Source organism: Sphingopyxis sp. 113P3 (genome assembly GCF_001278035.1).
Lineage (GTDB): Bacteria > Pseudomonadota > Alphaproteobacteria > Sphingomonadales > Sphingomonadaceae > Sphingopyxis.
Genome location: NZ_CP009452.1, coordinates 426,972 through 447,937, shown reverse-complemented (window position 1 = coordinate 447,937; position 20,966 = coordinate 426,972). Strand labels below are relative to the sequence as shown.

General features: G+C 64.1%; 20 protein-coding genes and 1 pseudogene. 4 read left to right on the top strand and 17 right to left on the bottom strand.

The features are described from left to right. Positions 1 to 317 precede the first annotated feature (317 nt). Together LH20_RS01985 and LH20_RS01980 are read right to left on the bottom strand one after the other, a co-directional pair. Complete coding sequence (locus LH20_RS01985) at positions 318 to 539, bottom strand: hypothetical protein (protein WP_053552784.1); 222 nt, start codon at positions 537 to 539, stop codon at positions 318 to 320. Continuing rightward, positions 521 to 3,028 (bottom strand): TonB-dependent receptor plug domain-containing protein, encoded by a 2,508-nt coding sequence (locus LH20_RS01980; RefSeq protein WP_053556017.1) that lies wholly within the window; start codon positions 3,026 to 3,028, stop codon positions 521 to 523. Before LH20_RS01980 ends, LH20_RS01985 begins: the two co-directional genes overlap by 19 nt. Before the next feature lie 196 nt (positions 3,029 to 3,224). Here LH20_RS01980 and guaA point away from each other — a divergent pair, with 196 nt between their 5' ends. Both guaA and LH20_RS01970 read left to right on the top strand, forming a co-directional pair. After that, positions 3,225 to 4,811, top strand: coding sequence for a glutamine-hydrolyzing GMP synthase (guaA, locus tag LH20_RS01975; RefSeq protein WP_053552783.1), 1,587 nt, complete (start codon positions 3,225 to 3,227; stop codon positions 4,809 to 4,811). A 319-nt stretch (positions 4,812 to 5,130) separates the two neighbouring features. Beyond that, positions 5,131 to 6,387 carry a tyrosine-type recombinase/integrase gene (locus LH20_RS01970; protein WP_053552782.1) on the top strand — a complete coding sequence of 419 codons (1,257 nt, stop codon included), beginning with the start codon at positions 5,131 to 5,133 and terminating at the stop codon, positions 6,385 to 6,387. Here the strand turns inward: LH20_RS01970 and LH20_RS22675 are convergent. Continuing rightward, the gene (locus LH20_RS22675) at positions 6,377 to 6,649 is read right to left on the bottom strand and encodes a helix-turn-helix transcriptional regulator (protein WP_083455245.1); all 273 of its coding nucleotides are present in this window, start codon (positions 6,647 to 6,649) and stop codon (positions 6,377 to 6,379) included. The two genes, LH20_RS01970 and LH20_RS22675, sit on opposite strands and share 11 nt — an antisense overlap. A 456-nt stretch (positions 6,650 to 7,105) precedes the next feature. Between LH20_RS22675 and LH20_RS24330 the strand changes: the two are divergent. After that, positions 7,106 to 7,297 (top strand): annotated as a pseudogene (locus LH20_RS24330) (nucleotidyltransferase domain-containing protein); the annotation flags it as partial. 138 nt (positions 7,298 to 7,435) lie between these two features. After that, positions 7,436 to 7,726, top strand: coding sequence for a hypothetical protein (locus LH20_RS23665; RefSeq protein WP_200905417.1), 291 nt, complete (start codon positions 7,436 to 7,438; stop codon positions 7,724 to 7,726). 7 nt (positions 7,727 to 7,733) lie between these two features. Here the strand turns inward: LH20_RS23665 and LH20_RS01950 are convergent, their stop codons facing one another. The 14 genes from LH20_RS01950 to LH20_RS01885 all read right to left on the bottom strand — a co-directional run bounded on the left by LH20_RS01950 (position 7,734) and on the right by LH20_RS01885 (position 20,943). Further along, the gene (locus LH20_RS01950; protein WP_053552779.1) at positions 7,734 to 7,973 is read right to left on the bottom strand and encodes a DUF2274 domain-containing protein; all 240 of its coding nucleotides are present in this window, start codon (positions 7,971 to 7,973) and stop codon (positions 7,734 to 7,736) included. Between the two features lie 2 nt (positions 7,974 to 7,975). Further along, complete coding sequence (locus LH20_RS01945) at positions 7,976 to 9,115, bottom strand: TrbI/VirB10 family protein (RefSeq protein WP_053552778.1); 1,140 nt, start codon at positions 9,113 to 9,115, stop codon at positions 7,976 to 7,978. After that, positions 9,112 to 10,071 carry a P-type conjugative transfer protein TrbG gene (gene trbG, locus LH20_RS01940; protein ID WP_053552777.1) on the bottom strand — a complete coding sequence of 320 codons (960 nt, stop codon included), beginning with the start codon at positions 10,069 to 10,071 and terminating at the stop codon, positions 9,112 to 9,114. The genes LH20_RS01945 and trbG overlap by 4 nt, the downstream gene beginning before the upstream one ends. Continuing rightward, a complete protein-coding gene (trbF, locus tag LH20_RS01935) occupies positions 10,068 to 10,751 on the bottom strand; it encodes a conjugal transfer protein TrbF (RefSeq protein WP_442800457.1) in 684 nt (227 codons plus the stop codon). Before trbF ends, trbG begins: the two co-directional genes overlap by 4 nt. 2 nt (positions 10,752 to 10,753) lie before the next feature. Further along, positions 10,754 to 12,106 carry a P-type conjugative transfer protein TrbL gene (trbL, locus tag LH20_RS01930; RefSeq protein WP_053552775.1) on the bottom strand — a complete coding sequence of 451 codons (1,353 nt, stop codon included), beginning with the start codon at positions 12,104 to 12,106 and terminating at the stop codon, positions 10,754 to 10,756. Between the two features lie 3 nt (positions 12,107 to 12,109). Next, positions 12,110 to 12,397, bottom strand: a complete 288-nt coding sequence (gene trbK-alt, locus LH20_RS01925; RefSeq protein WP_053552774.1) for a putative entry exclusion protein TrbK-alt — start codon at positions 12,395 to 12,397, stop codon at positions 12,110 to 12,112. A 22-nt stretch (positions 12,398 to 12,419) separates the two neighbouring features. Further along, on the bottom strand, positions 12,420 to 13,187 hold the full coding sequence (gene trbJ / locus LH20_RS01920; RefSeq protein WP_053552773.1) for a P-type conjugative transfer protein TrbJ: 768 nt from the start codon (positions 13,185 to 13,187) through the stop codon (positions 12,420 to 12,422). Further along, entirely contained in the window at positions 13,184 to 15,628 is a 2,445-nt protein-coding gene (trbE, locus tag LH20_RS01915) for a conjugal transfer protein TrbE (protein WP_053552772.1), read from the bottom strand. Before trbE ends, trbJ begins: the two co-directional genes overlap by 4 nt. An 11-nt stretch (positions 15,629 to 15,639) precedes the next feature. Further along, positions 15,640 to 15,918, bottom strand: a complete 279-nt coding sequence (locus LH20_RS01910) for a VirB3 family type IV secretion system protein (protein WP_053552771.1) — start codon at positions 15,916 to 15,918, stop codon at positions 15,640 to 15,642. Beyond that, entirely contained in the window at positions 15,918 to 16,250 is a 333-nt protein-coding gene (locus LH20_RS01905) for a TrbC/VirB2 family protein (protein ID WP_053552770.1), read from the bottom strand. The genes LH20_RS01910 and LH20_RS01905 overlap by 1 nt, the downstream gene beginning before the upstream one ends. After that, positions 16,247 to 17,230 (bottom strand): P-type conjugative transfer ATPase TrbB, encoded by a 984-nt coding sequence (gene trbB, locus LH20_RS01900; protein ID WP_053552769.1) that lies wholly within the window; start codon positions 17,228 to 17,230, stop codon positions 16,247 to 16,249. Before trbB ends, LH20_RS01905 begins: the two co-directional genes overlap by 4 nt. Positions 17,231 to 17,371: 141 nt before the next feature. Then, the gene (locus tag LH20_RS01895) at positions 17,372 to 17,836 is read right to left on the bottom strand and encodes a CopG family transcriptional regulator (protein WP_053552768.1); all 465 of its coding nucleotides are present in this window, start codon (positions 17,834 to 17,836) and stop codon (positions 17,372 to 17,374) included. A 10-nt stretch (positions 17,837 to 17,846) separates the two neighbouring features. After that, positions 17,847 to 19,826 carry a conjugal transfer protein TraG gene (locus tag LH20_RS01890; RefSeq protein ID WP_053552767.1) on the bottom strand — a complete coding sequence of 660 codons (1,980 nt, stop codon included), beginning with the start codon at positions 19,824 to 19,826 and terminating at the stop codon, positions 17,847 to 17,849. Positions 19,827 to 19,980: 154 nt separating this feature from the next. After that, positions 19,981 to 20,943 (bottom strand): LysR family transcriptional regulator, encoded by a 963-nt coding sequence (locus tag LH20_RS01885; RefSeq protein WP_144423487.1) that lies wholly within the window; start codon positions 20,941 to 20,943, stop codon positions 19,981 to 19,983. Positions 20,944 to 20,966: the final 23 nt, after the last annotated feature.

Here is a 20,966-nt window from a genome sequence, read left to right as displayed (position 1 = left end):
AAATGGCGCACCGCGCTCCACGAATAGACGGTGGCGGATGCTGCCCTGCCCCAGCCAGACCCGCACTGCGCCGCGCCAGCCCGGTCCCGCGGGCGCGGTAGCCCCCTATCCCAATTCGGGTTGCGTACCGCCTTTCGTACGGATCGGCTTTCCAAGTTCAACGCTTGGCGCCCGGCCCGGCCCGAAAGGGGTGGCCGAACCGGGCGCCGCATCGCGCACCAGCCGCTGAGCTGGCGGCGAATTTCTCCAGCTTGCTCGCCCTTGATTCGATGATCGCTTCGGCCACCCGCTTGGTTGCATGGAAATGCACAAAGGTCCTATTCTTGCGGGCCTTCCCGAAAATTGTCTCGCTCGCGGCCTGCGGTCAGGCAGCGCTGGGTGAACTGCCAGCGCCGCCCTTCACCGATGAGGCCGGAAAAGATCGCACCGGAGAGCCTCGAAAATGATCGGGCAGCGCCCGGTTTATCCCGAAACGCCAGCCCGTTCTCATCAGCATTGGCCCAAATCAGCGCGGTGATGCTCAGAATGCTTTGCGCCACTGCAGCTCGACATAGCGGCCGCGCGGATCAATATAGCCTGGCTGATAGATCAAAGGCACCGTCCCGCCCGCGTCGGTGACCTTGCGCTGCGCGTCAAACAGATTGTTCACCGACAGCCGCAACCGCGAGTTCTTGAGGAACGCGAGATCCTCGGTCAGCTTGGGCATCTGGTTGAAGTCCGCGAAGACGCGCAGGTTGAAGGTCGCCAAGTCGTGGAAGCGAAGATCGCCGTTGGCGCCGCCCGCCACCGTGCTGCCGCTGTCATATTTGGCGCCGACCCGGGCGCCGATTCCCTTGTAGAAGACCCCGCCGTCCAGTTCGACAAGGTGGCGGGTGCTCCCGCCGCCATTGCCGGTCGCCGAGCCGTTGAGCAGATCGAGCTCGGGAACGCCGGGGCCGATCAGTACTTTGTCGGTCAGCTTGACGGTATGATAGAGCGACACCTGCCAGCGACCGCCCTGCTGGCCGCCGCCGAAGGCCCCGCCGCGTCCGCCCCGGCCGAAGCCGCGGCCACCGCCGCGCCGCGGACCATCCGCAGCTGCCGGCGGCGATGCGGTCTGCTGGCCGTCGCCGCGATCCGCGCCCTCGGACCGCGGCGGCGTAGCGCCGCCTTCGGCCGGCGGCGCGCCCCCGCCCGCCCGGCCGCCTCCCGCGGCGCGGCGGCCTTCGCCGCCACGGGCCCCGGGTTCGGGCTGGCCAAAGCTCTTGCCAAAGTTGACGCCCCAGCGAATTTGCGAATTGCTGGCGCGGTCGAAGTTGACCGGCCTCTGATCGACAGCGAGCAGCGTGCCGTCAGGCGCGCGCGTCACACGATCGGGAAAAGCCGCCTCAATCTCGGGAGTCAGCAGCGGGAAGCTATTCGCCGTGTCATAGCTCTTGTTGCTGTTGTAATTGACGGAAAGGCGCAGCCCCTCGACCATCGGAACCTCCCAGTTGAGCCCCAGCTTGAAATCCCGCCGCCGTTCGGGGAGCAGGAAGGGGTTACCTCCGGTGGTTGTCGTGATCAGCCCCGTCTGCCCGGTCGCAAGGTCATAATATGTAACCCCCTCGGTCGTGAGCGGCGCGGCGCCGAGCTGCGTTACGCTGGGCGCTTCCTCGTCGCTGTTGAAGCTCGCAACGAGCGAAAGATTGTTGGTGACGATGACGTTGAGATTCGCCCCCCAATTCTTCAATGTCTTGAAGTCACTGGGCTTTTGCACCTGCCCGCTCAGCGTCGCCGAAACACGAATCGGCCCCACGCCATAATCGGGATCGAGCAGCGGGATATTGAGCGAGCCGAACACGCTCGGTACATCGCGCGAGAGGTCGGTGGTCGTCACCACCCCGCCGCGCTGCGACTGACTGTCGTATCGCAGCCCCGAATAGCTCGCTGTTGCCGACAAACGAAGCGGGCCGGCCCAAGCTTCGCCCAGGCTACCGGAGAAATTGGTGTTCGCACCAAAGCTCTGCTGAGAGCTGTCGAAGCGGTCGCGGGTACCGCCCGCGCGATCGGTCAAGGTGCGCGTGTCGGCGTCGGCATAATTGCCAGTGACAGCCCAGCGCCAGTCGCCGAGCATGCCATTGACGCTGGCGGAGCTCGTCCAGTTCTGCGTGCGGCTCTCGCGGCGCAGCGGGTCGCCCGCCCCGCCCAGATCAGGGCCGAGCAGGCTCAGACTGTCGGTCTGGTCGAAGCGCAAGCTCACCGACGCTTCGGTGACCTTGTCGATGTTGCGCACCAGCGTGCCGTCGATGACATATTGATCGCTCGCCGATGAGAGACTGCGCGCCGCCGCCCCTGCCGCGAGGACCGGGTCGTCGTACACAAGGTCCCGCTCGCTCTCGAGCAACATCGTCTGATGTTCCCAGCTGGCGTTGAGGTTTAGCCTCCCATTCTTGCCGATCGCGGTAAAAGCGGGTTCCAGCTGGCTCATGAACTGGCCGCCCTGCGTTGGCAGGCCCGCCTCTGCCTCGATCGACACCTGCCGGAAATCGGGCTTGAGCACGAAGTTGACCACCCGCTCGGTTGCGGCATAGCCATATTGCAGCGCCACCTCCTCGGGAAAAACCTCGACTTTCGCGATGGCCTCGGGAGGGATGTTGCGCACCGCGCCAAAGCCCGAGATACGGCGCCCGTTGACGAGGATGACGGGGCGCCCGCCGCCCCGGCCGCGCCCTGACCGCGTGATCGGCTCGAGCGAGGCGAGAAGCTCCTCGATCGACGATGCGCCATAACTTGCGATCGCCGCCTCATCGAGCTCGGCCTCGGCCGCTATGTCGGTTTCCAGCTGCCCGGCGAGGCGCTGGGCGGTCACGACGATCTCGCCCTCTTCCTCAACGTCATAATCGGTTTCTGGCACGCTCGTGCCGGTGTCGAGCGACGAATCGTCCGGAGCCACCGTGCTCGCATCGGACAACATATCGGCATCGGCGGCAAACGCCGGACTGGCTACAGCTGCAGCGCCTGCAAGTAACAGGGCGCGCGCAGACAGGGAAAAGCAGAGGTTTTTCATGGGAAGGAGAGCCTTCATATGGTCTTGTCTTGGTTTTTTCTTAATCACGCCGGTCTGAACCCGGCCTGACACGGATTTGCCCCGGCGGTTCATCTGGTCGCAATTTGTCGCAGCAATATGGCAACGCGATAAAAGTTCGACGAGTTCCCGATAGCGACCGCTAGACAGCAGCGACGCGCCTCTTTATCGGCCCCCCATGCCGACTCCAGATAGCTCGCTCGCCCCCGAATCGATCCTGATCGTCGACTTTGGCAGTCAGGTCACTCAACTCATCGCCCGCCGCGTCCGCGAGGCCGGCGTTTACAGCGAGATCGTGCCTTTCAGCGGCGCTGCGGATGCCCTCGAGCGAATGCAACCCAAGGGCGTCATCCTCTCAGGCTCGCCGGCATCGGTGCCCGCGCAGGGCAGTCCTCGCGCGCCAGAGGTGATCTTTGACAGCGGCCTTCCAATTCTCGGCATCTGTTACGGGCAGCAGGTGATGACGCAGCAGCTCGGCGGGCAGGTCGAACCGGGCGGAGCAGACGGCGAGCGCGACGGCGAATTCGGCCGCGCCTTTCTGACCGTGACCGAGCCCTGCGTACTTTTCGACGGACTCTGGGACGTTGGCGAACGGCATCAAGTATGGATGAGTCACGGCGACCGGGTCACCCAGTTCGCCCCGGGCTTTCGCATCGTGGCGATCAGCGACGGCGCGCCCTTCGCACTCATCGCCGACGACGCGCGCCGCTACTATGGCACCCAATTCCACCCCGAGGTCGTGCACACGCCCGATGGCGCCAGGCTCATCGCAAACTTCGTCCGCCACGTGTGCGGCTGCTCGGGCGACTGGACGATGGCTGAATTTCGCGCCACGAAAATCGCCGAGATCCGAGCGCAAGTGGGCGACAAGCGTGTGCTGTGCGGTCTGTCGGGCGGCGTCGACAGCGCGGTCGCCGCGGTTCTGATTCACGAAGCAATCGGCGAACAGCTCACCTGCGTCTTTGTTGATCACGGGCTCCTTCGCATGAGCGAGCGAGCACAGGTCGAGCGGCTTTTCCGCGATCATTACAACATCCCGCTCGTTGTCGTTGATGCGGAGGAGCGCTTCATGGCGGGCCTCGCAGGGGTCACCGACCCCGAAAAGAAGCGCAAGTTCATCGGCGCCGAATTCATCAATGTGTTCGAGGAAGAAGCGAAGAAACTTGGTGGAGCGGATTTCCTCGCGCAGGGGACGCTCTACCCTGACGTGATCGAAAGCGTTTCCTTCACGGGCGGGCCGAGCGTGACGATCAAGAGCCACCACAATGTGGGCGGCCTGCCCGAGCGGATGAACATGAAGCTCGTCGAACCGCTGCGCGAGCTCTTCAAGGACGAGGTGCGCTTGCTCGGCAAGGAGCTTGGCCTTCCCGAGGTCTTCGTCGGCCGCCATCCCTTCCCCGGCCCTGGCCTCGCAATCCGCATCCCGGGCGAAGTCAGCAAGGAACGCTGCGACATCCTGCGCAAGGCCGACGCGATTTATCTCGAGGAAATTCGCAACGCTGGCCTCTATGACGCGATCTGGCAGGCATTCGCGGTACTGCTTCCCGTCAAGACTGTCGGTGTCATGGGCGACGGGCGCACCTACGACCACGTCTGCGCACTGCGTGCCGTCACATCAACCGACGGCATGACCGCCGACATCTACCCGTTCGACGCGAGCTTCCTCAGCCGCTGCGCAACGCGCATCATCAACGAAGTGCAGGGCATCAACCGCGTGGTTTACGACTATACATCGAAGCCGCCGGGCACGATCGAGTGGGAATGATTTTTGCCCCGCCGAACGCCGCCGATTTTACGCTAAGACCCTATATAAGTGACTGAAACAAAACAATAAATCTTCCGGCATCTTTCGCCGTCTATCGCAGGGCAAGCGTCCCGTTTGACGGTATACGTGACGGTACGGCGACTCTTGTTACCTCGGCAAATTGCATATACCGTCACGGCTTAGAGAGCTTGTGACGGTATTTTTTTCGGCATTACTCCTTTGAAAATAAAAGGAAAACTGCCGTTCAGGGAGGCCGATTTTGGCCTGACGGTATATTTGGGGGCTCTCTCGCGTTTCTTGAACGATTTCGGAGGGCACAATGCTGACAGACGCCGCTATCAAAGCACTGAAACCAAGGAATAAATTATACAAGGTCGCGGACCGTGACGGTATGTACGTCGTGGTGCAGCCGTCGGGGTCCGTTGTGTTCCGATACGACTATCGAATGAACGGGCGTCGCGAGACCTTGACCCTCGGCCGATATGGAGCTGCCGGCCTCTCTCTGGCGCGTGCGCGGGAGAAGTTGGTCGACGCACAGCGCGCAATTCAGGAAGGGCGGTCGCCCGCCCAGGAGAAGCAGCGCGAGAAGCGGCGCATCAAGGAGGCAAAGAGCTTCGGCGAGTTTGCCGAACGCTGGCTGCAAGAGCATCGGATGGCCGAAAGCACCCGTGCGATGCGCCGCACGATCTACAAACGGGACATCCTCCCTACGTTTCGCAATCGGCTGCTGACGGAAATCAGCCCAGAGGATCTCCGGGCGATGTGCGCGAAGGTGAAAGAGCGGGGGGCGCCCGCCACGGCGGTCCACGTCCGGGACATCGTGAAGCTGGTTTATTCCTTCGCGATCCTGCACGGCGAGAAAGTGCCGAACCCAGCCGATGAGGTCGGGCCTGCCTCGATCGCGACCTTCGTCCCCAAAGACCGCTCGCTTTCGCCAGCCGAAATCCGGGTCATGCTCGGCCAGCTTGAGCATGTGGCGACGCTGCCAACCATCAGGCTCGGCATGAAGTTCTTTCTGCTCACGATGGTCCGCAAGAGCGAATTGCAGGATGCGACCTGGGATGAGGTTGATTTCGAGAATGCGGTTTGGTCGATTCCGAAGGAACGGATGAAACGCTCGAAGGCGCACAACGTCTATCTAGCGGACCAAGCGGTCGACATCCTCGTCGCGCTCAAGACCTGCGCCGGGAATTCGAGATATCTTCTGCCATCGCGTTACGACGCGGATGCTCCTATGTCGCGCGCGACCTTCAACCGTGTCACCTATGCGGTGGTCGAACGAGCCAAGAAGGAGGGACTGCCGCTTGAGCCATTCACGGTGCATGACCTGCGCCGCACGGGCTCGACGCTGCTCAACGAGCTGGGTTTCAACAGCGATTGGATCGAGAAGTGCTTAGCACATGAGGATGGCCGGTCGTCGCGTGGCATCTACAACAAGGCGGAGTATGAGCATCAACGCCGCCACATGATGCAGGAATGGGCCAATCTGATTGACGCCTGGGTTGCTGGGCAGAAATACACCCCGACACTGTATCCGGTGTCCATGGAGCTTCTAGCTCCCGAGCCTAACCTTTGACGGGGCGGAACTTCCTGAGATTGACGTCAGGCGACGGCGCACGCTTGACGGCTTTCTCTCTGGAGGCTTGGCGACGTTGCTCAAGCCAAGCTTCCACTTCGGTGAGATCCCAGACCACAGTTCGGGCGGTCAGATAGAAGCGTTGCGGGAATTCACCTCGCTGCTCCAGCTCGTAGATGGTGGTGTCGGCAAGTGGTACGATTTCGCGCAGTTGGTGCCTGCGAATAGTGCGCTTTATGAGCCTAGGCGACGATGAGGTCATCGTGCACCCTCGGCCCGTTTGATTGCGCTCCCCGGCAGAACGCCTAGTGCGCACTCTTCCAGCGTCCGGAGCAATTCCGGTTCGTCGCTGGAGTGCAACTGTTTGAACGCATCGACTGAGGAGCACCAGACCTTCGGACCGTCCGCGGGTTGCTTTCGCTCGCCGCGCGCGGTTCGCCTAATCCAGGCTTTCAATTCGCCATAGTCCTCGCCCCCGAATTTCTGTGCGGTCATCTCACACCTCGCTCTTTCAAAGTTCGTGTCGAACATCTGTGGAAGTCAGCCTAAAGCGTGACTGCCTTCTCCGATATTTGCCAGACTGTGGAGGAGAGACGGAGGTGTGTAGCGTGCCGCATTCGACGCATCCTTCTGGCGGCACCCCGTTTGTCTCTGCTGGTATCGCGATCAAGCTAACGGTGGAGTATTGTCACCTCATTGCTATTTGTGAGGGCCCTTGATGCCGTACGAGCACGAAAAACCATGGAAGCCATTTAGCCCGGGGGAGATTATATCACTTTTTCGATCGGCGATTTTTCCTTGGTGGATCGCTGGCGGTCTCGCGATCGAGCACTTTGTCAGGCGACGGCTTAGGCCACATGCAGACATAGACGTCCTAGTCCTCCGCAAGGATGTTACATCCTTGCGACGTTACTTGAACGGGTGGGATTGTTGGGCAGCGGACCCGCCTGGCCATTTACGTGTCTGGCACGTTGACGAAGTGTTGGGGGACAATGTCCATGACGTCTGGTGTCGACAGGATTCGACTTCGCCGTGGAGTTTTCAGATAATGATCGATGAGAGCAACGGTTCGGAATGGTATTCTCGCCGCTGCCACCAGGTAAGGAAGCCGCTTGAAGAAATGGGCGTGTCCGACGACCAGGGCGGACGCTTTCTGAGCCCGGAAATTCAGCTCTTCTACAAGGCAAGTTCCCCACGGCCAAAAGACGAGCTGGACTTTGAGGCGTCGCTGCCATTGCTGGCGCCCACACAAAAAGCCTGGCTTTTGGAAGCAATTGAGCGGGCATACGGCTCGACTAATGTGTGGGCTGATCGGCTGAGGACGTTAATCTCGATTTAGATGCCGACTAGCCAGATGCTGATCTGATGCCTTGCGCCGCTGTTCGTCGCGCCTTCGCAAATCCGCGATCGGTCGCGACGAAACGTTCCAGCATCGGCACGATGAGCTTGGCGGGCTCGATCGCCGCGCGGCCATCGGCCAGGATGCGGCCGTAATCGGTGAGATCGCGATGGAGCGCCGCCGGCAGCTCCACCGTGATCCTGACGGGCTTGTCATCGGCGATGGGGCCGAGTTTCAGCTTGGTCATGGTCAGCTCCTGTAGGGTTCGAGCACCAAATCCTTGGTGACGATGACACGGACTGGGAAGCCGGGCCGGATGGTCAGCGTCGGTGCGACCTGCAACTGACGCTGGACGATCTGCTGACCGGCCTGATTGACCGTACCCTGCGCGCCGTCACGGATGGCGCGGATCAGGCGATCATTGTCGTCGGTGGCGAGTTCCGCGCCTATGCCGAGCAGGGTCGAGAGCGCGGCGGCCTTGGCGAGATCCCGCCAGTGGTAATCGACGCCATCCTCCAAGCCTGCATAGCCTTGCGTGTCCGCGCCCGGCTGGCGCTCGAGAACGATGGAGCGGCCGTTCGGCATGATGAGGCGGTTCCAGACGAGCAACACGCGGCGCTGGCCGAACTGCACGGCATTGTCGTACTGGCCGATGAGCCGCGTTCCCTGCGGCACGATCAGGATGCTGCCGGTCGGGCTGTCATAGATGTTCTCCGTGACCTGCGCCGTGATCTGGCCGGGGAGATCGGAGCGGATGCCGGTGATGAGCGCGGCCGAGATGACTGCGCCCGCTTGCAGCACGAAAGGCGATGCCGGCAGCGTGACGCGATCAGGCGTCACGGTGCGCCGGTCAGCCGCCGCATTGAGGAACGCAAGCTGCTTGTCCTGCGCAGTCGGCTGTCCCGCCGCGCTGGCTGGATCGAAGCCGGCAAAGCCCGGCATCGTGCTGGCTGTCGCTGCCGTCGATCCCTGCCGCGACTGGAAGAAGACGGTGCTTAGGCGCGCCGCTTCTTCCTCGGCGCGGCGGCGCTGCTCGGCCTCGTCGACGCCGGGCGTCGGTACGACGGGAGGCGCGACGGGCTGGCCGGCATTCTGAGCGCTCAAGATGGGGCCGCCGAGATCGCCGGGCAGCGCCGGCCCGAGGGCGGGGCCGCTATAGTCGCGAGGCAGGCCGGCGAGACCGTCGGCGGTTTGCCGGTTGGACGTGGAATAGAGTTCTTCCCCGCCATCACTGGGGCCGCGCGTCTGGAGCGCGTAGATCAGCGCGCCACCGATTCCGACCAGAGCGACAGCCGCGACGCTGGCGAGCATCTTGCGCGACAGGCGCGTGACGCGGGGCGCTTCAGCACGCAGGCGCATCGGAGCGGCATTGGATTCGGCTTCGGTCATGACTGCGGCCTCCCATCGGTGCGAACGATCCTGACGGTCTGCTGCTTGTCGCCCGCGCCAAGGCGCAGCTCGGCCGCGCCGAATAGGCGATCCACGATCAGGATGTGTTGGTAGATGCGGGTATTGGCGATCTGCGCTTCGCCCTCGGGGCCGATGACGAAGATCGGCGGCATTTCACCCTGCACGATTCCGCGCGGAAACTCGACATAGACACGGCGGCCGTCGTCATAGACGGCGACAGGCTTCCACGGCGGATTGCTGGACCCGGTCAGGCCATAGCGATAGTTGCGTGCGGCGACGGCCGGAATGACCGGCGTTGCCGGAATGGCCTGACGCCCGCCACCTGCCGGCTGAGGATAGGCCCAGGCGACGGCCGGCATATAGGGCTTCTCGCCGGAGCGCAGCTCGATCATGTAGGTGCGCCGGTCGGTGGTGATGACAAGATTGGTGGTGATGTCGGCGCGCGTCGGCTTGACCAGCACATGCACGCGGCGGGCGACGCCAGAGCCGGATTCGGTATCGCCGATGATCCAGCGCGCTGTATCGCCGGCGGCGATCGGTCCGGCGCCGGTCAGGCTTTCGCCGGGTTCGAGCGCGATGTTCGTGATCTGGCCAGGCGCGGCATAGACCTGGTAGAGCGCGCCTTCCGACCACGGATAGACCTGAATGGCGTTGAAGTAGCCCTCGCGGCGCGGCTGCACACGGGCGGCGGCATTGGCATTCTCGACGCGCGCCGTCGGTGTCGCCCCAACCGTGCCGCCGCGCGCGACGGTCCAGGCCGGCGGAACATGGATCGGCTTCAGCCGCTCACCCGTCACCGTTGCGGGAATGGCCGGAAGCGGCGGCACGCTGTTGTCGTACCTAATCTGCGGCGGCTTGGTGGAGGCGCAGCCGGCGAGCATGGTCGCCGAGAGCATCACAGCCACGATTGCAGGTTTGCGGATCGCGCGGTTCATTGGCCCATCTCCCGCGACCAGTTGATGGCGTTGACGTAGATGCCGAGCGGATTGGCTTTCAGGCGTTCCGCGTCACGCGGCGGTTGCACGGCGATGGTGAGGATCGCGGTCCAGCGCTCCGTGCCGGAGAGCTGGCCATTCTCAAAATGCCGTTCGGTCCAGGCGACGCGGAAGCTGTCGGGCGAAGCCCGAATGACGCTGGAGACGTCGACGGCGATCTGCTGCTTGCCGACCTTGGTGAAGGGGTCATTGGTCCGGGCATAGTCGTTGAGCGCGCCCGCGCCTCGATCGGTCGTCCACTCATAGGCGCGAAGCCAGTTCTGGCGGACGATGATCGGGTCGGCTGGGATGGACCTGACCTGCTCGATGAAGCGGCCGAGATGCCATGCGATCTGCGGATCGGTCGGGCGGAAGTCGGCGGTCGCCGGCGCGACGGTCTGGGCCTGGCCAAGCTTGTCGACCTGCACCACCCAAGGCACGACGGTTCCCTGCACCGACTGCCAGACGAGTGCAGCGGCAAAGCCGCCAGAGAGAACCAGCGAGCCGAAGGCCATAGTGCGCCAGTTTTTCGCCTGCACGCGGGCCGAGCCGATACGCTCGTCCCAGACCTGGGCGGCCTTCTGGTATGGGGTCTCGGGTTGCGGGGTCTTGCCGTAATGGGCGGCGGGTCGTCGAAACAGGTTCATGAGCGGTCACTTTCGGAGAGGTTGACTGAGGAGCCGCCGCTGCGGCTGTCGCCGGAGCGGACGGCATGGGTCGTGGTCTGGACGCCGTGCGAAAGGCGCTGCGAGCGCTGCATTCGCTTCGCCCAATCGGGCTGGCCCTTGGCGGTGTGGGTGGCGGAAGCGTCGGCCGCGGCATCGACGGACCCGTCGACTGTCCCCATGGTCGAAGAACCGCCAGTGACGCCGAAGCCGCTTTTCACGCCGTCGGAAAAGCTGGACTTCACGCTGGCCACTGCACGGCGCAGCGGCGACATGGCGGCGGAGCCTGCCGCGCGTCCGACGCCGCCCATGCCGGATGCGGCAACTGCTGCACCGGATTGGCCGAGCGAACCGAGGCTGAAGGCGGCGGATGCCGCGCCGGCTGCGGTCGCGCCGCCACGCACGGCGGCAGCGCCGGTGGAAAGCGCGGCTGCGCCGCCCTTGGCGGCAAGACCGGCAGCGCCAGCACCGGCCAAGACCATGCCCCCCGCGGCAAGGCCGGTTCCAACGGCAGCACCTGCCCCGAGCTGCGGACCGCCGCTAACCAGGCCGGAAGCAATGCCGGGGCCGAAGATGCCGAGGCCGAGGAGCGAGAGTGCGGCGAGCACGACGGCCATGGCGTCGTCGATGCTCGGGGTCACGCCCCCGAACCCGGCGGTGAACTGGCTGAACAGCGTCGAGCCGATACCGATGATGACGGCGAGCACTAGAACCTTGATGCCGGAGGAAATGACGTTGCCGAGCACGCGTTCGGCCATGAAGGCTGTCTTGCCGAAGAGGCCAAACGGAATCAGAACGAAGCCCGCGAGCGTCGAAAGCTTGAACTCGATCAGAGTGACGAAAAGCTGGATCGCCAGAATGAAGAAGGCGAGGATGACCAGCGCCCAGGCGAAGAGCAGACAGGCGATCTGGATGAAGTTCTCGAAGAAGGCGACCCAGCCCATCAGATCGGAGATGGATTCGAGCAGCGGCCGGGCGGCATCGAGGCCGGTTTGCGCCACCTTGCCAGGGCGCATCAGGTCGGCGGCCGAAAACCCGGTTCCGCTCGCTTTGAGCCCCAGCCCGGCGAAGCTGTCGAAGACGATCTTCGCCAGGTTGTTCCAGCTGCCGATGAGATAGGCGAAGGCGCCGACGAACAGAGTCTTCTTGACGAGGCGCGCAATGATGTCGTCATCGGCACCCCAGGACCAGAACAGCGCGGCCAGCGTCACGTCGATGACGATGAGCGTGGTGGCGATGAAGGCGACTTCGCCCGACAACAGGCCGAAGCCGGAGTCGATATAGCGGGTGAAGACCCCAAGGAAATTGTCGATGACGCCAGCGCCGCCCATGGTTCATGGCCCCTCGATCTGGAGGGGCGAGGACGGCGCAGGCGTGCGGCCGAGGAAGCGGTCGCGGGTTTCGGCCCAGACGCGCAGGCAGTCATGGTCATCCGCCGCCTTCTGGCCAAGCTGCTGGCACCGGCGCTGCCCTTCGCGCAGCGGGTCACGCGCGGGCTGTTGAAGGCTGGCCGGCGTGGGTGCCGGCGCCTCTTCCTTGCGGATCATCTCAAACGCGGTCGCCGTGATGGCGACCGCAACGAATATGATTGCGCCCAGCCGGGCCAGCATCTTGCCGTCCATGACGGTGCTTCCTTACTGGCGATCAATTGCCGCTGTTGAACATCTGCGCGTTGCCGGGCTGATAGCCCGAGCCTGGCGTCAGGAAGCGGCGGCGCTGTTCGCGGCCCTGTTCGGCCGAGGCCGCACGCTCGGCTTCGGTTAGCACCCCGGCGCGGCCGTTGGCGGCGAGGAGCGCGACGAGATCGGAAAGCTGCTGCGACTGGAGGGCGAGAAGCTGGTTCCCGGCCTGCGCGGCCTGCAATGCGCCGGTCGCGCCCTGGCTCTGGCCGATCAGCGCCGACATCTGCGCGCGGTTGCTGTCGATATTGCCGACAGCACCAGCCTGCACGCGCATGGCGTCCTGCAAGCCGCCGACGGTGTTCTTCCAGCGGTCGCGTGCGCCCGCCACCAGTTGCGCGTCAGTGGCGGATAGCGAGACATTGCCGTATTGGCTCTGGAACGCCTGATCGATCTTCTGGACGTCGAAGGCGATGTTCTGCGCCTGCCCGAGAAGTTGCTGGGTCTTCTGGACGTTCTGCTGCAAGGTCTGGAGCGCGGAGTACGGCAGGCTGGCGAGGTTCTTCGCCTGATTGATGAGCATCTGCGCTTCGTTCTGAAGCGAGGTGATCTGATGGGTGATCTGCTCCAGGGTGCGTGCAGCGGTCAGGACGTTCTGCGCATAGTTCGTCGGGTCATAGACGATGCGGCCAAAGCCGAAGGCATGGGCCTGCTGCGTCACCAGGACGGGCGAAACGGCCAGCATGGTTGCGGCCAGGATGGCGGCGCGCGAGCGGAAAGTACGGGTCTTCATGGCATGGTCTCCTTTTCGGCTTGGGGGAAGTTCGGGATGAGATCGGCCGCCCATCCGGCGTTGCGGGCGCGCAACCACGCGGCAAGGAACCCTTCGCGCCCGTGTTCGGCGACGAGGTTCGCGATCAGCGTCTGGTCGGATTTGGAGGATGCGGCGCAGAGCGCGAGACCGACCTCGCTCAAGCCCAGCTCGAACAGGCGATTGCCGCGCCGAGACTGGCAGTAATAATCCCGCTTGGGCGTCGCCCGCGCGAGGATTTCGATCTGGCGGTCGTTCAGACCGAAGCGCCGATAGATCGCGGTGATCTGCGGCTCGATCGCGCGTTCGTTGGGGAGCAACAGCCGCGTCGGGCAGCTTTCGATGATGGCCGGCGCGATGCTCGAATTGTCGACGTCGGAAAGGGACTGCGTGGCGAAGATGACGGAGGCGTTCTTCTTGCGCAGCGTCTTCAGCCATTCGCGGAGCTGGCCGGCAAAGCCTTCGTCATCCAGCGCCAGCCAGCCCTCGTCGATGATGAGCATGGTCGGACGACCGTTGAGCCGGTCGCCGATGCGATGGAACAGGTAGGATAGAACGGCGGGCGCGGCGCCCGTCCCGACAAGCCCTTCGATCTCGAACGCCTGCACGGCGGCCGAGCCGAGATGTTCGGCTTCGGCGTCGAGCAGCCGGCCATAGGCTCCGCCGACACAGTAAGGCCGGAGCGCCTGCTTCAAATCGTTGGACTGGAGCAGGACACTGAGGCCGGTGATGGTGCGCTCTTCGACCGGCGCGGAAGCGAGCGAGGTCAGCGCCGTCCAGATATGCTCCTTCACCTCCGGCGTGATCGCGATGCTTTCGCGCATCAGGATCGCCACGATCCAGTCAGCGGCCCAGGCGCGCTCGTAGGTGTCGTGGATGCGGGCGAGCGGCTGGAGCGAAACGGAACCGTCGGACCCCTCGGTCAGCCCGCCGCCGAGATCGTGCCAGTCGCCGCCCATGGCGAGTGCTGCGGCGCGGATCGAACCGCCGAAGTCGAAGGCGAAGACCTGGGACCGGTCGTAGCGCCGAAACTGCAAGGCCATGAGCGCGAGCAGCACGGACTTGCCCGCACCTGTCGGGCCGACGACGAGGGTGTGGCCGACATCTCCGACATGAAGGGATAACCGGAACGGGGTCGAACCTTCGGTCTTGCCGTAAAGCAAGGGGGGCGCACCAAAATGCTCGTCCCGTTCCGGCCCCGCCCATACGGCGCTCAGGGGGATCATATGGGCGAGATTGAGCGTCGAGATGGGCGGCTGGCGGACGTTGGCGTAGGCATGTCCGGGCAATGAGCCGAGCCAGGCATCGACGGCATTGACGGTTTCGATCATGGCCGTGAAGTCGCGGCCCTGAATGACCTTCTCGACGAGGCGCAGTTTCTCGTCGGCGAGACGCGGATCGGCGTCCCAGACGATGATGGTCGCGGTGACATAGGCCATGCCCGCCACATCCTGGCCGAGCTCCTGCAAGGCCATGTCGGCGTCGGCCGCCTTGTTTGCGGCGTCCGTATCCACGAGGGCGGACGCCTCGTTGGTCATCACCTCCTTCAAGATGGCGGCAATGGACTTGCGCTTGGCGAACCATTGCCGCCTGATCTTGGTCAGCAGTTTGGTCGCGTCGGTCTTGTCGAGCAGGATCGCGCGGGTGCTCCAGCGATACGGGAACGCCAACCGGTTGAGATCATCGAGCAGGCCGGGCGTCGTCACGGTCGGAAAGCCGATGATGGTGAGGATACGCAGATGCTCGCCGCCGAGGCGCGGTTCGAGCCCGCCGGTGAGCGGCTGATCGGCGAGCAGCGCATCGAGATACATCGGCACGTCCGGCACGCGGACGCGATGGCGCTTCGTGGAGACGGTCGAATGCAGATAGGTCAGCGTCTCGCTATCATCGAGCCAGCGGCATTCCGGCATGAAGCCGTCGAGCAGCGCCAGCACGCGGTCGGTGCGATCCACGAAGGTTCGCAGGATCTCGTGCGGATCGACGCCGGCGCGCTCACGGCCTTCATACAGCCAGGTTTCGGCGCGGGCGGCTTCCTCGGCCGGCGGCAGATAGAGGAAGGTTAGGAAATAGCCTGACACGAAATGCGCGCCGGCTTCCTTGAAATCGGCCTTGCGCTCGGCATCGACCAGGCCGGAAGCCGGATCGGGAAATTGGCTGTCGGGATAGGTCGCGGCTTCGGATCGCTGTGCCTCGACAAAGATGCTCCAGCCCGAGCCGAGGCGGCGGAAGGCGTTGTTGATGCGGCCGGCCACCGCGACCAGCTCGGCGGAGACGGCGCTGTCGAGATCGGGGCCACGGAAGCGCGCGGTGCGCTGGAACGAGCCATCCTTGTTCAAGACGACGCCGGGGCCGACCAGCGCGGCCCACGGCAGGAAATCGGCAAGGCGGCTGGCACTGCGGCGATATTCGGCAAGGTTCATCATGTGCGCCTCTCTCAGACCGACAGGTTGGCGGGGATACGGAGATGCCGGCGGCCGACTTCCACGAAGAGCGGATCGCGCTTGGCGACCCAGACCGCCGCGAAATGGCCGACGGCCCAGATGAGGAGGCCGACCAGCCAGAGGCGCAGGCCGAGGCCCACGGCCCCGGCCAGCGTCCCGTTGAGGATCGCGATAGAGCGCGGCGCACCGCCGAGCAGGATGTGCTCGGTCAGCGCGCGGTGAACCGGGACGGTGAATCCCGGCACGTCCAGTTGCTCGAAGGCGACCGCCATCAGACGAGCGCCCCGCCGCCGAACGAGAAGAACGACAGGAAGAAGCTAGACGCGGCAAAGGCGATCGACAGACCAAAGACGATCTGGATAAGCTTGCGGAAGCCACCGGACGTGTCGCCGAAGGCCAGCGCCAGGCCCGTCGCGATGATGATGATGACCGCGATGATCTTGGCGACGGGGCCTTCGATCGACTGAAGGATTTTCTGGAGCGGCGCTTCCCACGGCATGGAGGAGCCGGAGGCATGGGCGGCGGGAACGAGGATGAGATTGACATAGGCGACGGCGGCGACAGTCGCGACGGTGCGACGCACGCGCATGGGAATGCGGATCATGAAGGGTCTCCAGCATTGGTGGGGGTTGCAGGGCTGATGCGGTAATCCCCGTCCGAGCCAAGCCCTCCGACACGGGCGAGTTCGGCGAGCCGGCGCGCGGAGCCGCGGCCGGCGAGGACGGCCACGAGGTCGATGGTCTCGGCGATCAGCGCGCGCGGGACGGTGACGACGGCCTCCTGGATGAGCTGTTCAAGGCGACGGAGCGCGCCGATGCCGGTGCCGGCGTGGATCGTGCCGATGCCGCCGGGATGCCCCGTTCCCCACGCTTTGAGGAGGTCGAGCGCTTCCGATCCGCGCACCTCGCCGATGGGGATACGATCCGGGCGCAGACGCAGCGAGGACCGAACCAGATCGGAAAGCGTGGCGATGCCATCCTTCGTGCGCATCGCCACCAGATTGGGAGCGGCGCATTGCAGCTCGCGGGTGTCCTCGATGATGACGACGCGATCCTGCGTCTTTGCCACTTCGGCCAGCAGCGCGTTGGTGAGCGTGGTCTTGCCGGTGGAGGTGCCGCCCGCGACGAGGATGTTGGCGCGCGCCGCGACAGCTTCGCGCAACGTCACGGCTTGATCCGGCGACATGATTCCAGCGGCGACGTAATCGTTGAGGGTGAAGACGGCGACGGCGGGTTTGCGTATGGCGAAGGCCGGCGCCGCCACCACAGGGGGCAAAAGCCCCTCGAACCGCTCTCCTGTCTCGGGCAGTTCGGCCGAGACGCGGGGGCTGCGCGCATGAACCTCCGCGCCGACATGATGGGCGACCAGGCGCACGATGCGTTCGCCGTCAGCGGCTGACAGCCTTTCGCCCGTATCGGAAAGTCCTTCGGAAAGACGGTCGATCCAGATGCGCCCGTCCGGGTTCAGCATCACCTCGACGACGGCAGGGTCTTCCAGGAAGCGCGCGATGGCGGGACCGAGCGCCGTGCGCAGCATCCGCGCGCCGCGAGCGATGGCTTCCGGTTTTTGATGGCTGGTCGTCATTTCGGCCCCGTTTCTCCACGAGGCGCAACAGACGGTCCCCGGATCAGGGTCGATTAAAAGAGCCTGAAAATAGGCCGTTTCAACAAGTATCGAAGGCCGTGCGGGGATCGGCGGCCAACAGCGGCGAATAGGAGGGGTTGTCTATTCGGCCGCGTCGCCATTCATCTGCGGGGCACTAACATCGCCGCCAGCCGGAACCGACTCAACATCGCGCGAAAGCTCTTTCAGGAACCGGTCTCCCGTTGCCAGCCGTTTGCCGAGCGACTGCAAGAAACCGTCGAAGCGTTCTGCGCCCTTGGCGCGAGCCGATGCCTGTGTGGCATCGGGTAGCGGCGGTGTGAGGATCAGCCAGTATCGGATGAACAGCGAGACGGCTTCGCCGAGCACGGCGAGATCCTCGTCGAGCGTGTCGATCTGACGGCCGAGCCGGTCAAGGCGGCGCGACATGGCTGCCTCCAGCTTTTCGGCCGTGTCGCCAGAGAGGAAGGACGCTACGGCGGCTTCGACGATGGCGGATTTGGAGATGCTCCGACGCAGGGCCAGCGCCTCGACCTGCTTGAGCAAGGCCGGGTCGAAATAGACGTTCATGCGGGTGCGGGTCGTCATTGCGTGATCCTCAAAGTTCTATGCCGTCGCCAGGATCGAGCGCGGCTTGCCGGGCGACCATTCGCATACGGGCGCGCATCGCGTTGACCTTGGCGGCGTCGACATCGGGTTCGTCGTCCAGAAGCTCGAACTCCCGGGCGGGCGATAGCGGCGGCGGCAGGATTTCTTCATGCTCGGGTAATTCCGGCTCGCGGCGGATTCCTGCATTGGCGGGATCGTCGGCGTCGACGCTGTCCGCGCCGGAGTGGCCCGCCGTCGCGACGACGCGGCCGGACCAGTCATCCGTTGCGGCGGTATTGGCGGAAGCAGCCGCCAGCTTCGGCGGCGTGATGATCCGCTCCTGCAAGCGCGCGTCCTCAAAATACTTCGCCTTGATGGCGCGGATCGGCGGCGTACCCGCGACCATCACGATTTCCTCGGAGGGCGGGAGCTGCATGATCTCGCCGGGCGTTAGCAGCGGCCGGGCCGTCTCCTGCCGCGAGACCATCAGATGACCTAGCCAGGGCGAAAGCCGGTGGCCGGCATAGTTGGTGGAATCGCGCAGTTCGGTTGCGGTGCCGAGGGCGTCCGACACGCGCTTGGCGGTGCGCTCGTCGTTAGTCGCGAAGCTGACGCGCACATGGCAGTTGTCGAGGATCGCGTTGTTCGGCCCATAAGCGCGCTCGATTTGGTTTAGCGACTGCGCAATCAGGAAGCCCTTGAGGCCGTAACCCGCCATGAAGGCAAGCGCGGACTCGAAGAAGTCGAGACGGCCGAGCGCCGGAAACTCGTCGAGCATCAGGAGCAGCCGGTGGCGCTTGCCGCTTGCGGTCAGCTCCTCGGTAAGCCGGCGGCCGATCTGGTTGAGGATCAGGCGGATCAGCGGCTTGGTGCGGTTGATGTCCGACGGGGGCACGACGAGGTAGAGACTGACGGGACTCTTGCCCCTGACGAGATCCGCAATGCGCCAGTCGCAGCGGGCGGTGACGCGGGCGACGACGGGATCGCGGTAGAGGCCAAGGAATGACATGGCGGTCGAGAGTACGCCGGAGCGTTCGTTGTCGGATTTGTTCAGCAGCTCGCGCGCCGACGATGCGATGACGGGATGCACGCCGGATTCGCCGAGATGCGGCGTGTCCATCATCGCGCGCAGGGTCGCTTCCACCGGGCGGCGCGGATCGGAAAGGAAGTTGGCGACGCCCGCCAGCGTCTTGTCCTTCTCGGCATAGAGGACATGCAGGATCGCCCCGACCAGTAGAGAGTGGCTGGTCTTTTCCCAGTGATTGCGCTTGTCGAGCGAACCTTCGGGATCAACCAGGATGTCGGCGATGTTCTGGACATCGCGGACCTCCCATTCCCCTTGCCGGACCTCCAGCAGCGGATTGTAGGCGGAGGAGTTCGCGTTGGTCGGATCGAAAAGCAGGACGCGACCGTGCTTAGCACGGAAGCCCGCCGTCAGGGTCCAGTTCTCGCCCTTGATGTCATGGATGATGCAGCTTCCCGGCCAGGTGAGCAGGGTCGGGACGACAAGGCCGACGCCCTTGCCGGAGCGGGTCGGAGCGAAGCATAGCACATGCTCGGGACCGTCATGGCGCAGATAGTCGCGCTCGTATTTGCCGAGCACGACGCCATCGGGACCGAGCAAACCGGCGCTGCGGATTTCCTTATCCTCGGCCCAGCGCGCGGAGCCGTAGGTGGCGACGTTGCGGGCTTCCCGCGCCCGAATGACGGCCAAGGTGATGGCGGCGGCAATGGCGATGAAGCCGCCGGATGCAGCGATGATCGAGCCCTCGGCGAAGATCGCCGGCGCGTAGGCGTCGTAGGAAAACCACCACCAGAAGAAGGCGGGCGGATAGTAGATCGGCCATCCCGCCAGCTCGAACCAAGGGCTTCCAAGCTGAGGCTGAAATCCCAGACGCCAGGCAGTCCATTCGGTCGCGGCCCAGGTCATCACGAGAACGATGGTCAGGACGACGGCAATCTGACCCCAGAGGATTCGGCCTCCACGCATACAGGCTCCAATCGGCAAAAATGTTGGAGCCGATCAGAGAATGGCGGTTTCCGGGAGGCGCAACAGTAGAGATGAGGCCGGAGGGCCGTCGGATAGTGTCGGCGGCGTATAGGATGGGTGGCGGCAGCACTGTTCCGGCATAGTTTGCGGTGAACTACTGTGAATCACATTTCGGATGTCGGCGGCCCATTTTTGTCGCCAGAGTAAGCAGGTTCAAAAGCGCCGGATCACGGTTTCGCGGCGACCAGACTGCCGAGAAGGCGATGGTTTCAGGTTCGTCCCGGATTGGCAGGAAGATGACGTTCCCAGTGCGGGTGTCGATGCTTTCCTCGGCGAAGAGCGAGACGCCATGCCCGGCGCCGATCATCGACAAGAGCGCGCTGCGTCCAACATCGATGCGGTGGATTGGGGGTGTCAGCCATTTCCCGGCCGAGCGCGCCACGACTAGGTCATGGACCTGCGGGCCAGTGCCACCATGGCGAACGAGGAAGGTTTCCTCAGCAAGTTGCCGCCATTCGACCTCCGGTTCTGTGGTTAACCGGTGCTTTGACGGCAGCGCGACCATCAGGCGGTCACGCCTTACGACGCGGGAATGAAGGTCGGGGATTTCATGGTCGCCGGCCATAAAAGCCACATCAAGCTTACGTTCGCGCAACATGAACTGTGCGTCGCGTGCCGTTCCTTCGGTAATATGCAGACGGACCCCCGGATGCTTACCGTGGAACCGTACCAGCAGCCTGTCGAGAAAGCCGCCCGATGCAAGGGCGTATACGCCGATCCGAAGATTGCCTTCCTCGCCGCTCGCATGCATCCCGGCGGTTTTGATCGCATGATCCAGTATGCTCATGGCATCATCGATCTGCTCGATAAAGCGCCGCCCGGCTTCAGTCAGGCGGACGCCTCGCGTGTTGCGGTCAAAGAGCACGATGCCAAGTTCTTCCTCCAGCGCCCGGATTCGTGCACTCACGCTCGATTGGCTGGTGCCTAGTGCCTGTGCCGCCCGATGAAAGCTGAGATGCTGAGCGACGGCTGATGAATGAATTAAGGCGACTATCGGGATGCGCCTCCGATATAATAACTGCCTACTGTCGGGCTCACCAAGCCGACGTCGACGCATTTCGCCGCCTCCCTTCAATGACT